Source organism: Pseudomonas sp. SD17-1 (assembly GCF_029201585.1).
GTDB classification, from domain to species: Bacteria; Pseudomonadota; Gammaproteobacteria; order Pseudomonadales; family Pseudomonadaceae; genus Aquipseudomonas; species Aquipseudomonas palmensis.
In genome coordinates this window covers 2422354-2437183 of the sequence record NZ_CP104044.1, presented here as the reverse complement: position 1 = coordinate 2437183, position 14830 = coordinate 2422354, and the positions used below count along the sequence as shown (strand labels likewise).

General features: G+C 67.2%; 12 protein-coding genes and 1 pseudogene. 7 read left to right on the top strand and 6 right to left on the bottom strand.

The window, feature by feature from the left end; genetic code table 11:
- The 3 genes from N0B28_RS11105 to N0B28_RS11095 all read left to right on the top strand — a co-directional run bounded on the left by N0B28_RS11105 (position 1) and on the right by N0B28_RS11095 (position 3851).
- Positions 1 to 462: a response regulator gene (locus N0B28_RS11105; RefSeq protein ID WP_043864031.1), complete on the top strand. Its 462-nt coding sequence runs from the start codon at positions 1 to 3 to the stop codon at positions 460 to 462.
- A gap of 9 nt (positions 463 to 471) precedes the next feature.
- Positions 472 to 2871, top strand: a complete 2400-nt coding sequence (locus tag N0B28_RS11100) for a response regulator (protein WP_275731805.1) — start codon at positions 472 to 474, stop codon at positions 2869 to 2871.
- Positions 2872 to 2960: 89 nt separating this feature from the next.
- The gene (locus N0B28_RS11095; protein WP_054914352.1) at positions 2961 to 3851 is read left to right on the top strand and encodes a LysR family transcriptional regulator; all 891 of its coding nucleotides are present in this window, start codon (positions 2961 to 2963) and stop codon (positions 3849 to 3851) included.
- A gap of 39 nt (positions 3852 to 3890) precedes the next feature.
- Here N0B28_RS11095 and N0B28_RS11090 read toward each other — a convergent pair whose 3' ends face one another.
- The 4 genes from N0B28_RS11090 to N0B28_RS11075 all read right to left on the bottom strand — a co-directional run bounded on the left by N0B28_RS11090 (position 3891) and on the right by N0B28_RS11075 (position 8081).
- Positions 3891 to 4865, bottom strand: a complete 975-nt coding sequence (locus N0B28_RS11090; protein ID WP_054914351.1) for a tripartite tricarboxylate transporter substrate binding protein — start codon at positions 4863 to 4865, stop codon at positions 3891 to 3893.
- A 36-nt stretch (positions 4866 to 4901) separates the two neighbouring features.
- Positions 4902 to 6404: a tripartite tricarboxylate transporter permease gene (locus N0B28_RS11085; protein WP_043864035.1), complete on the bottom strand. Its 1503-nt coding sequence runs from the start codon at positions 6402 to 6404 to the stop codon at positions 4902 to 4904.
- 10 nt (positions 6405 to 6414) lie between these two features.
- The gene (locus N0B28_RS11080) at positions 6415 to 6915 is read right to left on the bottom strand and encodes a tripartite tricarboxylate transporter TctB family protein (protein ID WP_235384379.1); all 501 of its coding nucleotides are present in this window, start codon (positions 6913 to 6915) and stop codon (positions 6415 to 6417) included.
- Positions 6916 to 6998: 83 nt separating this feature from the next.
- Entirely contained in the window at positions 6999 to 8081 is a 1083-nt protein-coding gene (locus N0B28_RS11075) for an LLM class flavin-dependent oxidoreductase (protein ID WP_275731800.1), read from the bottom strand.
- Positions 8082 to 8334: 253 nt separating this feature from the next.
- Between N0B28_RS11075 and N0B28_RS11070 the strand changes: the two genes are divergently transcribed.
- Together N0B28_RS11070 and N0B28_RS11065 are read left to right on the top strand one after the other, a co-directional pair.
- Complete coding sequence (locus N0B28_RS11070; protein WP_088514431.1) at positions 8335 to 8943, top strand: cysteine dioxygenase; 609 nt, start codon at positions 8335 to 8337, stop codon at positions 8941 to 8943.
- Positions 8940 to 10523, top strand: coding sequence for a rhodanese-related sulfurtransferase (locus N0B28_RS11065; protein ID WP_275731798.1), 1584 nt, complete (start codon positions 8940 to 8942; stop codon positions 10521 to 10523). Before N0B28_RS11070 ends, N0B28_RS11065 begins: the two co-directional genes overlap by 4 nt.
- A 163-nt stretch (positions 10524 to 10686) precedes the next feature.
- Here N0B28_RS11065 and N0B28_RS11060 read toward each other — a convergent pair.
- Positions 10687 to 11649, bottom strand: a pseudogene (locus N0B28_RS11060) (aliphatic sulfonate ABC transporter substrate-binding protein).
- Positions 11650 to 11663: 14 nt separating this feature from the next.
- Entirely contained in the window at positions 11664 to 12620 is a 957-nt protein-coding gene (locus N0B28_RS11055; protein WP_275732047.1) for an ABC transporter substrate-binding protein, read from the bottom strand.
- Positions 12621 to 12875: 255 nt separating this feature from the next.
- Here N0B28_RS11055 and N0B28_RS11050 point away from each other — a divergent pair, with 255 nt between their 5' ends.
- Positions 12876 to 14060, top strand: coding sequence for an acyl-CoA dehydrogenase family protein (locus N0B28_RS11050; protein WP_100632636.1), 1185 nt, complete (start codon positions 12876 to 12878; stop codon positions 14058 to 14060).
- Positions 14061 to 14152: 92 nt separating this feature from the next.
- Positions 14153 to 14827 carry an SOS response-associated peptidase family protein gene (locus tag N0B28_RS11045; RefSeq protein WP_078481144.1) on the top strand — a complete coding sequence of 225 codons (675 nt, stop codon included), beginning with the start codon at positions 14153 to 14155 and terminating at the stop codon, positions 14825 to 14827.
- Positions 14828 to 14830: the final 3 nt, after the last annotated feature.

Below are 14830 nucleotides of genomic sequence, written 5' to 3'. Positions count from 1 at the left end.
ATGCTCAAACCGATACTCCTGGTAGAAGACAACCCCAACGACCTCGAACTGACCCTGCTCGCGCTCGAGCGCAGCCAGCTGGCCAACGAGGTGATCGTGGTACGCGACGGCGCCGAGGCGCTGGACTACCTGTTCCGCAGGAACAGCCATGCCGACCGCCCGCAAGGCAACCCGGCAGTGCTGCTGCTCGACCTCAAGCTGCCCAAGGTCGATGGCCTGGAGGTGCTCGAACAGGTGCGCGACTCGGCCGACCTGCGCAGCATTCCGGTGGTGATGCTGACCTCGTCCCGCGAAGAGCCGGACCTGGACCGCGCCTATCAGCTGGGCGTGAATGCCTACGTGGTCAAACCCGTGGAGTTCAAGGAGTTCGTCGGCGCCATCTCCGACCTGGGGATTTTCTGGGCCGTGCTCAACGAGCCACCGCCCGGTTCCACCCGGGTCGTGCGTCGCCCCAAGTCATGATGACAAGACATGCCTAGACGAGAGCCCGGAGCGCCGACGCCGCTCCCCAGAATAAAGCTGCTGCTGATCGAAGACAGCACCCACGACGTCGAGCTCACGCTGTTGACGCTGGAGCGCTATGGCCTGCAGGTCGACCCGGTGGTGGTGCACGATCACATCGGCGCCTGCGAGGCCATGCAGCAGCACACCTTCGACGTGATCGTGTGCGACTACCTGCTGCCCTCCTCGTCGGGCATCCAGGTGCTCGAGGTGGCCCAGCGGGCGGCCCCGGAAACGCCGTTCATCTTCCTGTCCGGCATTTTCGGCGAACAGCAGGCGGTGGAGACCATGCGCCTGGGCGCGGTCGACTACGTGCTCAAGCAGAACCTCAAGGTGCTGCCCAAGGCCATCCGCCGCGCCGTGCTCGAAGTGCGCGAACGCGAGAAGCGCCGCGCTGCGGAAAACGCCCTCGAAGAGGTCGAGACCCGCGCCCGCCTGGCCATCCAGGCTGCCGAGATGGGCGTGTGGGAACTGAGCGTACCCAGCGGCTCGGTGCTGTGGGACGAGCGCTGCCGCGCCCTGTACGAAGTCACGCCCAGCTGCAACCTGCACCTTGACCAGGTGCTGGAGCACTGCCACCCCGACGACCGGGCTATGCTGCGGGCCAAGGTCGAGCAGGCCCTGAGCTGCGAATCGGTGTTCCATGCCGAGTACCGCGTGCAGTTGTCGGGCGGTCGCCTGCGCTGGATCAACTCCAACGGCCGTTCGCTGTTCAAGGATGGCCGCTGCGTGCGTTTCAGCGGGGTGATGCAGGACATCAGCGAGCGCAAGGTCGCCACCCAGGCCCTGGTGCAGTTGACCGAAACCCTGGGCGAGCGCGTGGAGCAACGCACCCGCGAGCGCGACCGCACCTGGGAGCTGTCGCGTGAACTGCTGGGGGTGCTGCGCTTCGACATGACCCCGATCAACTTCAACCCGGCCTGGGAGGCGGCGCTGGGCTGGTCGCGGGACCAGATCGGCAGCCTGCGCCTGTGGGAGCTGATCCACCCCCTCGATCTGGACGCCACCATCAAGGAAACCCGCAGCATCGCCAGCGGCAACGTATCGACCCGCTTCGTCAACCGCATGCGCCACGCCAACGGCGACTACCGGTGGCTGTCCTGGACCATCGTGCCGGAGAACGGCCTGATGTACGCCGCGGTGCGCGACATCACCGATGAGCGTGCGGTGGTCGAGGAACTGGCCGCCACCAACAAGCGCCTGCGCGAACAGATCGACGAGAAGGAACGCGTGGAAGCCACGCTGCAGCAGATGCAGCGCCTGGAAGTGGTCGGCCAGCTGACGGCTGGAGTGGCCCACGACTTCAACAACCTGCTCACGGTGATCCTCACCAGCGCGACCTTTGCCACGCGCGACATTGCCCGCGGCAACCTGGACAAGGCCCGCACCCGGCTGGAACACATCACCGATGCCGGTGAACGTGGCGCCCGGCTCACGGCCCAGCTGCTGTCGTTCTCGCGCCGCCAGCGCCTGCAACCGCGCCCGGTGGACCTGAACGCCACCGTGCGCGGCATGCAGAGCCTGCTGAACAAGGCGCTGGGGGCCAATATCTGGGTAGAGATGTCGCTGGCCCCGGACCTGTGGACCGCCTCGGCGGACCTGACCCAGACCGAGATGATCATCCTCAACCTCATCATCAACGCCCGCGACGCCATGGCCAACGGGCCCGGCTCGGTGCTGCTGCGTACCCACAACGTCACCGTGGAGGCCGCGCCCCTGCGGCCCGAAGACCCGGAACCCGGCCACTACGTGGTGTTCTCCATCGTCGACTCGGGCAGCGGCATGAACGAGGACACCCTGCTCAGGGCCTTCGAGCCGTTCTTCACCACCAAGCCGGTGGGGCATGGATCGGGGCTGGGGCTGGCCCAGGTGTTCGGTTTCGCCAAGCAGTCCGGTGGCGGGGTGCGCATCGAAACCACCCTGGATGTCGGCACCACGGTCAGCGTGTACCTGCCGCGGATCCAGGGCGACGCCGTGGCCGTGCTGCCCAGCCCTGCGCCGGTGAGTGAACCGCATCAGCCGCTGGGCTCGACCATCCTGCTGGTGGACGATGACAGCACCGTGCGTTCCCTCACGGCCACCTTGCTGGAATCGTTTGGCCTGAAGGTGGTGCAGGCGCGCAACGGCCCGGATGCACTGAACATGCTGAGCCCCGAGATCGACCTGCTGCTGACCGATTACGCCATGCCGGGCATGACCGGCGGCGAGCTGGCGGCCCTGGTCAAGCGCTCCTACCCGCAGTTGCCGGTGGTGTTCGTGACTGGCTATGCCAATACCGACGTGCTGGGGCTGAGCCATTCGACGGTGATCCAGAAGCCGTTCAGCGAGCGCGACTTGCGCAGCAAGATCTGGGCAGCGCTGGCGCGTTGAAAAAACCTGTACACGCTTTCTACCTGGCCGAGCAAAAAAGATTATTCTTGAAAGACATTTTTCAACGCCAGACTATGTGAGAGCCGAATATGAAGATCGATGACATGGACGCCTTCGTCGCCGTCATCCGCTGCCAGTCGACCAACCTTGCGGCGCAGTCGCTGCAGTTGACGCAGCCGGCCATCACACGACGCGTGCAGAACTTCGAGGAAGACCTGGGCACCAACCTGCTCGACCGCAACACCAAGCCGCTCAAGCCCACGCCCATGGGCTGGCGCGTGTACGAGCAGTGCAAGGCCATCCTGCGCGAGATCGACACCCTGCGCGAGCTGGTGGCCAGCCACGGCTCGCCCAGCGGCACCCTGCGCCTGGGCGTGCCGCAGACCATCGGCGATGTGGTGCTGCTCGATGCCCTGGCGCAGATTCGCCAGGCCTACCCCGAGCTGCGGACCCAGGTCGCCAGCGGCTGGGGCAGCGCGCTGATCGCCAGGATGGAAAACGGCGAGCTGGATGCGGCCGCCGCGCTGTTCCCCTCCGGCAAGATCTTCCCCGAAGGCATCGCCAGCCGTTCCATCGGCCGCATGCACCTGCGGGTGGTGGCCGCCAAGGGCAGCGCCAGCAAGCGCAGCTACAAGCTCAAGGACTGCTACAGCCAGGGCTGGGTGCTCAACCCCGACGGCTGCGGGTTTCGCGCCGGCTTGCAGCGCGCCTTGAGCGAGCAGGGGCTGTCGCTGCAGATCAACCTGGAAACCTTCGGCACCGAACTGCAACTGGGCCTGGTCGCCAACGGCCAGGGCCTGGGGCTGGTGCCCGAGCCGCTGCTGGCCGCCAGCCGTCATCGCGACCTGCTTGAAGTGGTCAACGTCAGCGACTTCAAGCCCCAGGTCGACCTGTGGCTGTTTCACCCCAGCTACCTGGGCAACCTGCAGGAGCCGGTGGAGCTGTTCGGCAGCGTCACGGCGCAGCGGCTGGCGCTGTAGCAGCCCCGCCCTGCCCCGCATCAGCCAAGGCAGCGGGCCTCACTCCAGCGTGATGTTGCCCGCCCGGATCACCTCGCCCCACCGTGCGCCGTCATCGGCGATCAGCTTGGCAAACCCCGCCGGGGTACTGTGCTCGACGCTGATCCCGTTCTGCGCGAACCGCTCGGCGGTCTGCGGCGCCTGGGCAATCGCGGCAATCGCCGCGCTCAGTTGCTCGACCAGCTGCGGCGAAGCGCCCTTGGGCAGCACCAGGCCGAACCAGCCCGATGCCTCGAACCCTGGCAGGCCTGCCTCGCTGGCACTCGGCACCCCTGGCAGCAACGGCGAGCGCTGCGCGCTGCTGAGCACCAGCCCCTTGAGCTTGCCGGCCTGGATCTGCGGGGCCAGCACGGTGAGGGTATCCACCGCCACATCCACCTCGCCGCCCAGCACCGCCGTGACCGCCGGCGCACTGCCCTTGTACGGCACGTGCAGCAGGTCGATGCCCGCCAGGTTCTTCAGCAACTCCCCGGACAGGTGGCACAGGGTGCCGTTGCCGCACGACGAATAGCTCAACGCGCCAGGGCGCGCCTTGGCCTGGTCGATCAGCGCCTGCAGCGTGTCGACCTTGCTGGCAGCCGGTACGGCCACCACGTTGGGCACCGAGGCCAGCACCGCCACGGGCGTGAAGTCCTGCAGCGGGTCGTAGCGCAGGCCCTTCTGCAGGTTGGGCAGTATGGTCAGCTGCCCGGCGGTGGCCAGCGACAGCGTGTAGCCATCGGGTTTGGCCTTGGCCACGGCCTCGGCGGCGATTGCGGTGCCAGCACCGGGCTTGTTGTCGACCACCACCGGCTGGCCCAGCGAGGCCGACAACTGCTCGGCGTAGTAGCGCCCCACGGTATCGGCAGCGCCGCCCGGCGGGAACGGCACCACCAGGGTCACGGCGCGGCTCGGGTAGGCATCGGCCTGGGCCAGTGCGGCAACGCCCAGGGCCAGTGCGGCCAGGGCAAACTTGAGCGGTAGGATGATTTTCATGCAAAGGTCCTGGAACAGTCAGGGTTGAAGCAGCCCTCAGTCTTCACTGAAGGCCACATGGCGCGTGGCGCGCACCCGCGGGATGAGCATCAGCCCCACCGCCAGCACGCACAGAATCAACAGGGTCAGGCTCAATGGCCGGGTGACGAACACCGTGGGGTCGCCCCGCGACAGCAGCATCGCCCGGCGCAGGTTCTCCTCCATCAACGGGCCGAGCAGATAGCCCAGAAGCAGTGGCGCCGGCTCGCAGCGCAGCTTGATGAACAGGTAGCCCAGCAACCCGAACGCCACCGTGAGCAGCACGTCGAACAGGCTGTTGTTGACGCTGTACACACCAATGCAGCAGAACAGCAGGATCGACGGGTACAGCAGGCGGTACGGCACCGACAGCAGCCGCACCCAGATCCCCACCAGCGGCAGGTTGAGCACCAGCAGCAACAGGTTGCCGATCCACATGCTCACGATCAGCCCCCAGAACAGCTCGGGGCGCTCGTCGATCACCTGCGGGCCCGGCACGATGCCGTGGATCATCATGGCCCCGGCCATCAGCGCCATCACCGCGTTGGAAGGCAGGCCCAGCACCAGCATCGGGATGAACGAGGTCTGCGCCCCGGCGTTGTTGGCAGACTCCGGCCCGGCCACGCCCTCGATGGCGCCCTGGCCGAAGCGCTCGGGGTGCCTGGCGATACGCTTTTCGACCATGTACGAGGCAAACGCGCCCAGCATCGCCCCGCCCCCCGGCAGCACGCCCAGCACCGCGCCCAGGCCGGTGCCGCGCAGCATCGGCTTCCAGCTGCGCCGGTAGTCTTCGCGGGTCGGCATCAGGCTGCCCACCCGCGCCACCTGGGGCGGCTGGCCGCGGCTGCGCTCCAGGTTGGCGATGATTTCGGCGATGCCGAAGATGCCCATCGAGATCACCACGAAACTGATGCCGTCGCTCAACTGGGGCAGGCCGAAGGTAAAGCGCTCCACCCCGGAATTCACGTCGGTGCCCACCAGGCCCAGCAGCAGGCCCAGCAGGGTCATGGCCACGGCCTTGAGCACGTCGCCCTGGGCCAGCACCACGGCGGCCACCAGGCCCAGCAGCATCAGCGAGAAGTACTCGGCCGGGCCGAACTTCAGCGCCACCTCGGCCAGCGGTGCGGCAGCAGCGGCCAGCAGCAGGATCGACAGGCTGCCGGCGATGAACGAACCGATCGCGGCAATGGCCAGGGCCGCCCCGGCCCGGCCCTTGCGTGCCATGGCATGGCCGTCCAGGCAGGTCACCACCGAGGACGACTCGCCCGGCAGGTTGACCAGGATCGCCGTGGTCGAGCCGCCGTACTGGGCGCCGTAATAGATGCCCGACAGCATGATCAATGCCGCGGCCGGGCTCAGGCCGTAGGTGATCGGCAGCAGCATGGCGATGGTGGCCACCGGCCCCAGGCCGGGCAGCACCCCCACCAGCGTGCCCAGGGTCACACCGATCAGGCAGTACAGCAGGTTGTTCAGGGTGAAGGCGGCTTCAAGGCCGATACCCAGGTGTGCCAACAGCTCCATGGGTCACTCCTCAGACAGGCCAGGCCGGCAGGTTCAGGCCCAGCCCGTAGCCGAACACCAGCACGCTGAACAGCCCCAGCGCGCTGCCCACCGCCAGCAGTTCGCCCAGGTGCGCCTTGTGCCGGCCCAGGCCGCTGAGCAGCGTCATGCACAGGGTCGCCAGCGCCAGGCCAAGGCTGGGCAGCAGCAGCGCGAACGCCACCACGCTGGCACTGATGGCCAGCGCCGGGCGGACGATGAACAACCCGTCCAGCGTGACCTTCTCGCGGCCCAGCCACAGGCCGCGCACCAGCAAGGCCACGCCCAGCCCGCACAGGGCCAGGCTCACCAGCCAGGGAAAGTAGCCTGCGCCCATGCGCATCGCCGTGCCGCTGGCATAGGCGCTGCCCACCAGCAGCCCGGTCAGGCCGAAGCCCAGGAACAGGCAGCCGGCCAGCACTTCGCGGGCATCGAGGTTCAGGGTCAGGGAATGCGGGCGCGCAGTGGCGGCCCGTTGCAGAGCATCTCGCACGCAGGTCTCCAGGTGCCGGTACGGCACAAGGCAAGGCGATCCGCGCGTGCGGTCTCGGGGTGGGGTTGGGGTTGCTGCGCCGTTCAGGCGCTGCGTTGTGCCTGGCGCGCCGCGACCTTGGCGTGGGTCAGCGGGATCAGCTCGCGGCCGTAGTCGGCGGCGTCGTTGATCGGGTCGAACCCGCGAATCAGAAAGGTGGTCACGCCCAGGTCGTAGTACGCCAGCAAGGCATCGGCCACCTGCTCGGGGGTTCCCACCAGCGCGGTGGAGTTGTGCCCACCGCCAACCAGTGCAGCCATACCGGTCCACAGGCGCTCATCCACGCGCTCGCCTTGCGCCACGGTGTCCAGCAGGCGCTGCGCACCGACGCTCTGCGGCTTGTTGGCCACCACCGGGCCGGCGCGCTCCAGGCGCTGGCGAGCGGTATCGAGAATGGCATCGGCCTTGGCCCAGGCCGCAGCTTCGGTATCGGCGATGATCGGCCGGAACGACACGCTGAACTGCACCTGGCGCCCGTGCAAGGCCGCCTGGGCACGTACTGCCTGAATGGTTTCGCGGGTCTGCTCCAGCGACTCGCCCCACAGCGCGAACACATCGGCATGCTTGCCGGCCACTTCCAGGGCCGCCGCCGAAGAACCACCGAAGAACACCGGCACGTGCGGCTTTTGCACAGGCTTGATGGCGGAGAAGGCGTTCTGCGCCTGGTAGAAGGTGCCGTGATGATCGAAGGGGGTGTCTTCGGTCCAGACCTTGCGCACCACCTCCAGAAACTCGTCGCTGCGCGCATAGCGTTGGTCGTGGTCGAGGTAGTCGCCGTCCTTGCGTTGCTCGCCGTCATTGCCGCCACTGATCACGTGCAGCGCCAGGCGTCCGTCGAGCAGGTGATCGAGGGTTGCCAGCTTGCGAGCGGCCAGGGTCGGCGCCACGAAGCCGGGGCGATGCGCCAGCAGAAAGCCGATACGCGGCGCCGCCAGCCCGGCCAGGGCCGTGACCAGAAAGCCGTCGGGCTGATCCGACCAGTACCCCACCAGAATCCGGTCGAAGCCTGCCTGCTCGTGCACCTGGGCAAAACGGGTGATGTACGCCTTGTCGAAGATCGGGCCAGTCGGATCGAGGGTCTCCGAAGACAGGCGGTGGCCGATCATGCCGATGAATTGAACGCTCATGGGGGGCTCCTTGAAGAGGGCGAAGAAAGCTTATTGGTTATAGAAGGTTCTTTCTTCAAAACGAACGCTTATAAGCTACCGAGCCCGCCACCCCTTGTGAAATTCATTTTAGGCATAACCTAATATAAAAAATGATTTATATCGAAACAGCTTTAAAATTCACTTTACGCATATTAGCTTATGCTCAATTTGAATTTTGAGAATCATCAGGCGGTTGCTAGGGTGATTCGAAACCGTAGCCAGAGCCCCGACCATGACCGACCCCCTTCGCCTGGACCGCTTGCGTCAGTTCATCGACGAACTGGCCAGCCTGCTCGACCGAGAAACCGATGAAGCGGCCCTTCTCGATGATGGCCAGCGCCTGTTGCAGCAACTGGTGGCCCATGACGACTGGCTGCCGCCAGAGCTGGCCCAGCCCAGCCCCGAACGCTATCAGCAGTACCTGCTGCACTGCGATTCGCGCCAGCGCTTCTCCATCGTCAGCTTCGTGTGGGGGCCGGGGCAGACCACGCCGGTCCACGACCACCGGGTATGGGGCCTGATCGGCATGCTGCGCGGCGCCGAGTACGCCCAGGGTTTTGCCCGCAGCGAGCACGGCGCGCTGCTGCCGTCCGGCAGCCCGGTGCGCCTCGAGCGCGGCCAGGTCGAGGCGGTGTCGCCGCGCATCGGCGACATCCATCAGGTCAGCAATGCCTTCGACGACCAGGTGTCGATCAGCATCCACGTGTACGGCGCCAACATCGGCGCGGTCAGGCGTGCCGTGTACCTGGCCGACGGCAGCGAGAAACCCTTCATTTCCGGTTATTCCAACACCCAACTGCCCAATCTGTGGGACCTGTCAAAAGAGAACCTTGCGCCATGAGCACCCCGACCACCCGCACCTACGCCCACCTGCGCCAGCACTTGCTGGCCAGGCATGAACTGGCCCTGATCGATGTGCGCGAAGAAGCGCCCTTCGCCGTGGAACATCCGCTGTTCGCGGCCAACATCCCGCTGTCCAGGCTTGAAATCGAAATCTACGCGCGAGTGCCGCGGCGCGATACACCGATCACCGTGTATGACGATGGCGAGGGCCTGGCGCAGATTGCGCTCCAGCGCCTGGGTCAACTTGGCTACAGCGACGTGGCCCTGCTCGAAGGCGGCCTGGCCGGCTGGCGCGAGGCCGGCGGCGAGCTGTTCCAGGATGTGAACGTACCGAGCAAGGCGTTTGGCGAACTGGTGGAAAGCCAGCGCCACACCCCTTCGCTGGCGGCCGAAGAAGTGCACGCACTGCTGAACGAAAAGGCCGACGTGGTGGTGCTGGATGCGCGTCGCTTCGACGAATACCAGACCATGAGCATTCCGGGCGGCATCAGCGTGCCGGGTGCCGAACTGGTGCTGCGGGTGGCCGAGCTGGCACCGAACCCGGCCACCCGCGTGATCGTCAATTGCGCCGGGCGCACCCGCAGCATCATCGGCACCCAGTCGCTGGTCAACGCCGGCATTCCCAACCCGGTATCGGCTTTGCGCAACGGCACCATTGGCTGGACATTGGCGGGGCAGACCCTGGCCCATGGCCAATCGCGGCGCTTTGGCGACGTGAGCCCGGCCAACCGGCAGCGCGCCGCCGAACAGGCCCGGGCCGTGGCCGACAAGGCCGGCGTCGTGCGTGCGAACAGCCAGACGCTGGCGGCGTGGCGCGCCCAGGCCGATCGCAGTACTTATGTGTTCGATGTGCGCACCCCCGAGGAATTTGCCCGGGGCCACCTGCCAGGCAGCCGCTCGACGCCGGGTGGTCAGCTGGTGCAGGAAACCGACCATGTGGCCAGTGTGCGCGGGGCGCGCATCGTGCTGATCGATGACGATGGCGTGCGTGCCAACATGAGTGCGTCGTGGTTGGCGCAGATGGGTTGGGAGGTGGCGGTGCTCGATGGCTTGGGCGCAGGCGACTTCAGCGAAACGGGTGATTGGCAGCCGCCGTTGCCGGCGTTGCCGCAGCCTTCGACCATCGACCCCGAGCAGTTGGTGCAGTGGCAGGCCGACGCCGACACGGTGCTGCTCGACTTCACCACCAGTGCCAATTACGTGCAGCGGCACATACCGGGTGCGCACTGGGCGATCAGGGCACAGCTGGAGCAGGCACTGGAGCGCTTGCCGGTGGCGGGACGTTACGTGCTGACCTGCGGCAGCAGCTTGCTGGCGCGGTTCGCGGCGCAGGACCTGCAACGCCTGACCCGAGTGCCGGTGTTCGTGCTGGAGGGTGGTACGGGCCGCTGGATTGCCGAGGGGCGGCCGCTGGAGTCGGGCGAGACGCACCTGGCGGTGCCGCGCAGCGACCGTTACCGCCGGCCGTATGAAGGCACCGACAACCCGCGTGAGGCGATGCAGGGGTACCTGGATTGGGAGTTCGGGTTGGTGGCGCAGCTGGGGCGTGATGGCACCCATGGGTTCCGGGTGATCTGAACCTCCTGAGCAGACCGTATGGTCTGCTCCTGGCCGACAGGCTGCATACGCAGGAGCGGGCACAAGCACAGTAGGCGCCGGCCTTGCCGGCGAATCGAGCGCGAAGCGCTCGTACAACCTGAACCCACCGTGGATCAGGCAGCCCCCACCCGCCGAGCCGCAATCAGCGCCCTGCCACCGGCTCGAACAACGACACCGCCGCCGCATCCACCTTGCGCGGCAACAGGCCCTGGGCAAAGAACACATCGGCAATCTGCTGCTGTTCGGCCAGATGCTCCGGCTTCACCAACTGCACGTCGTAACTGCGCCGCGCATTGGCCTGCTCCACCGTGGCCACATCCAGGTTGCCCCACAACGGCCCCAGCACCTGCGCCGCCTGCGTGGGGTTGGCCTTGGTCCACTACCCCGCCTTCTGCAACGCACCGAACACGGTCTCAAGCACCTGCGGATGCGCCTTGGCGTAATCGCTGCCCGCCAGGTAGTAACGCTGGTAACTGGCCAGCCCCTGCCCGTCGCTCAGCACCCGCGCATGTTGCTGGCGCTGGGCGCTGGCCACGAACGGGTCCCAGGTGACCCAGGCATCGACCTTGCGGTTCTCGAACGCCGCACGGCCATCGGCCGGGATCAGGTAGGCCGGCTGGATATCGCTGAAGGTCAACCCGGCCCTGGCCAGGGCCTGTATCAACAGGTAATGGCTCCCCGCGGCCTTGGTCACCGCCACCTTCTTGCCCTTGAGATCCGCCAGGCTGTGCAGCGGCGAATCCGCCGGCACCAGAATGGCCTGGGCCAGTGGCGATGGCGTCTCGCGGGCAAAATAGGTCAGCCGCGCCCCCGCCGCCTGGGCGAACACCGGCACGGTGTCGGCCACATCCGCCGACACATCGACATTGCCCAGGTTCAGGGCCTCCAGCAGCGGCAGGCCGCTGGCGAACTCATGCCAGCTGACCTGTATGCCCTGCTGCGCCAGCTGCTGCTCCAACGTACCCTGGGCCTTGAGCAGAATCAGCAGCGTCGAGGATTTCTGGTAACCGATGCGCAGGGTTTGCCCCGCGCTGGCGCTACCGATCAGGCTGGCGCCAAGCAGCGCGCCGATGGCCAGTTGTCGCAGACGTTTGAACGGTTGCATGGGGTCAGCTCCTGTCAGTGGGCCTGGGTCACGGCGTCGCTGGCGGGCAGCACGAAGCCGCCGGCAAAGGTCGGCGCCACGTCCAGACGTTGGGCAATCAGGCCGTGGGCCTGGTAGAAGTCGGCGGTTTCCTGCTGTTCGGCGATGGTGCCGGCGTCCACGACCTGCCAGCGCAACTGGCGACGCTCGAACTGCAGCCGGGCCGCGTCCTGCGGGAAGCCGATGATCTGCGCCAGGGTCTTGGAGTAGCTGTCCAGGTTCTGGTTGGCCCACACCTGGGCCTTGGCCAGGCGCGCCAGGTAGTCCTGCAGGGCCGCGCGCCGGGCCGGGTCGGCCAACGCCTTGTCGGTCGCCGCCAGAAAGCTGTTGCCACTGGACAAGCCGCGACCATTGACCAGCACCCGGCCCTGGCCGGTGGTTTCGGCCAGCGCGGTGTAGGGCTCCCACGTCGCCCAGGCATCCACCGAACCGTTGGCCAGGGCCATCCTGGCATCCACCGGGCCAAGGAAGCGGAACTCGACGTCCTTCTCGCTCAGCCCCGCGCTGGCCAGCGCCTTGAGCGCCACGTAATGGCCAATCGAGCCGCGCCCGGTGGCGATGCGCTTGCCCTTGAGGTCGGCCGCCGCGTGCAGCGCCGACCCGGGGTCCACCAGCACCGCTGTGCCATAGGCGTCGGACTTGTCCACGGCAATCGCCTTGACCTGCGCGCCGGACGCCAGGGCGAACAGCAGCGGCGCATCACCGATGATGCCGGCGTCCACCGCGCCGGCATTGAGCGCCTCGGCCAGCGGCGCGGCAGCCGGAAACTCCGCCCACTTGATGTCATACGGCAGGTCGCGCAGCCCGTCGGCGGCCTCCAGCTGGGCACGCATGTTGCCCTTCTGGTCGCCGATGCGCAGTTCGATACGCGGTTCGGCCAGCACCTGCCCGGCCAGCAGCAAGGCGCCAGCGAGGGCGAGAAGTCGTGAAATGGGTGGCATGCAGTGCACTCCTGAAGGCGATTGTAGAGCGACTCTACCGGCTCGCCATAAATCAGTGAAGTGCATTTTATGAATATCCTAATATGCAAATAGCGTTTAATTATCGCCATTAGCTTATAACCATAAAGAATTTTACATCAGAAAATTTAACGCATACGGTCATAAGCCCGCCGATCTGCACACACAACTCAGGGCGGGACGACGGCACCCCCGGGTGCTCCCTGGATTTTCTGCGATGAGTGCCTGATGAGCCTGTCTTCTATTGCCGCGCCGTACCGTTCGATCGAGTCGGCCCCTGCCCTGGCCGACCTGGACCCACTGCTGTTTACCCTGACCCGCGAGCTGGCCGCCAGCGCCGCCGAGGTGGACCGCAGCGGTGCCTTCCCCGCCGCCAACTTTGCCCTGCTGCAACGCCATGGCCTGCTCGCGCTCACCGTGCCGCGCGAGCTGGGGGGTGCCGGTGCCGACCTCGCCACCGCGCGCAAGGTGGTGGCCGCCGTGGCCAAGGGCGAGCCCTCCACCGCACTGATTCTGGTCATGCAGTACCTGCAGCACGTGCGCCTGCAGGACGACCAGCGCTGGCCGCTGTCGCTGCGCCAGCGCCTGGCCCGCGAAGCGGTGGAGCACGGCGCGCTGATCAATGCCTTCAGGGTCGAACCCGAGCTGGGCACCCCGGCCCGTGGCGGCCTGCCCGCGACCCTCGCGCGGCGTACCGCCGAAGGCTGGCGCCTGTCCGGCACCAAGCTCTACTCCACCGGCAGCCACGGCCTGAGCTGGTACCTGGTGTGGGCGCGCAGCGACGATGCCGACCCGCTGGTGGGTGGCTTTCTGGTGCACAAGGACAGCCCCGGCATCCGCATCGTCGATGAGTGGGATCACCTGGGCATGCGTGCCACCTGCAGCCACCGCGTCGAGTTCGACGATGTGCTGCTGCCGCTGGAGCATGCCGTGGCCGTCAGCCCGGCCAGCGCACCGCGCGCCGAGCTCGATGGCGAAGCTCAGCTGTGGATGGCGGTGCTGCTGGCCAGCCTCTACGACGGCGTGGCCCAGGCCGCACGCGACTGGCTGGTGAGCTTCCTGCGCGAGCGGGTGCCGTCCAACCTCGGCCAGCCGCTGGCCAGCCTGCCGCGCTTTCAGGAGCGGGTCGGGCGCATCGATACCCTGCTGTTCGCCAACCGCAACCTGCTCGACTCCGCGGCCAGCGGCCAGGTCACCGCGCAGCACGCCGGGCAGCTCAAGCAACTGGTCACGCACAACGCCATCCAGGCCGTGGAGCTGGCCATCGAGGCCAGCGGCAACCCAGGGCTTTCGCGGCACAACCCGCTGGAGCGGCACTACCGCAACGTGCTGTGCAGCCGCATCCACACCCCGCAGGATGACGTGGTGTTCCACAGTGCCGGGCGCTCGGCGCTGAGCCAGGAAGCGCCGTGACCCTCGCCCCCGGCTGACAGCGGCCGACCGGCCACGCACCGCCGCCCACCAAATCGGCCTATGCTCAAACAGGCCTGCCGGCGGAGGTGCACATGTGCGGACGACTGAGCCAGTACCACGGCATCCACGAGTTCGTGGACGCCCTGAGCATGCCCAACCCACTGGTCAACCGCGTGGGCGATGCGCCGCTTGGGCACTACAACGTGGCCCCCACCACCCAGCTGGCGGTACTCGGCGTGCAGCATGACACCCTGCACGCCGACCTGCTGCGCTGGGGCTGGCGGCCACACTGGGCGCAGGACAAGCCGGCACCGATCAATGCCCGCGTCGAGAAGGTGGCCCACGGCCCGTTCTTTCGCGCCATCTGGCCGCACCGGCTGATCGTGCCGGTCGACAACTGGTTCGAATGGGTCGATGAAGGCGGGCCGAAGAAGCAGCCCTACCTGATCCGCCGCCGCGATGGACGCCCTGCCCTGTGTGCGGCCATCGGCCAGCTGGGCGACCCACCCGGCGAGCAGGACGGCTGCGTGATCATCACGGCCGACAGCCAGGGCGGCCTGCTGGATGTGCATGACCGGCGCCCGGTGGTGCTGGCCGCAGACGCCGCACGCCACTGGCTGGACCCCGCCACCTCCAAGGCATACGCCGAACAGCTGCTGCTGGACCTCGCCGAGCCCGCCCAGGTGTTCGAGTGGTACCCCGTGGACAGCGCCGTGGGCAACAGTCGCAACCAGGGCCCGGCCCTGGTGCAGCGCCGGCACCCCTGAACG

What these genes read in the sequence shown, in the direction of transcription:
- N0B28_RS11085 (WP_043864035.1), bottom strand. Translation starts at nt 6,404, where the DNA reads ATGGAGCTGTTGGCACACCTGGGTATCGGCCTTGAAGCCGCCTTCACC.
- N0B28_RS11090 (WP_054914351.1), bottom strand. Translation starts at nt 4,865, where the DNA reads ATGAAAATCATCCTACCGCTCAAGTTTGCCCTGGCCGCACTGGCCCTG.
- N0B28_RS11095 (WP_054914352.1), top strand. Translation starts at nt 2,961, where the DNA reads ATGAAGATCGATGACATGGACGCCTTCGTCGCCGTCATCCGCTGCCAG.
- N0B28_RS11050 (WP_100632636.1), top strand. Translation starts at nt 12,876, where the DNA reads ATGAGCCTGTCTTCTATTGCCGCGCCGTACCGTTCGATCGAGTCGGCC.
- N0B28_RS11065 (WP_275731798.1), top strand. Translation starts at nt 8,940, where the DNA reads ATGAGCACCCCGACCACCCGCACCTACGCCCACCTGCGCCAGCACTTG.
- N0B28_RS11075 (WP_275731800.1), bottom strand. Translation starts at nt 8,081, where the DNA reads ATGAGCGTTCAATTCATCGGCATGATCGGCCACCGCCTGTCTTCGGAG.
- N0B28_RS11105 (WP_043864031.1), top strand. Translation starts at nt 1, where the DNA reads ATGCTCAAACCGATACTCCTGGTAGAAGACAACCCCAACGACCTCGAA.
- N0B28_RS11045 (WP_078481144.1), top strand. Translation starts at nt 14,153, where the DNA reads ATGTGCGGACGACTGAGCCAGTACCACGGCATCCACGAGTTCGTGGAC.
- N0B28_RS11100 (WP_275731805.1), top strand. Translation starts at nt 472, where the DNA reads ATGCCTAGACGAGAGCCCGGAGCGCCGACGCCGCTCCCCAGAATAAAG.
- N0B28_RS11070 (WP_088514431.1), top strand. Translation starts at nt 8,335, where the DNA reads ATGACCGACCCCCTTCGCCTGGACCGCTTGCGTCAGTTCATCGACGAA.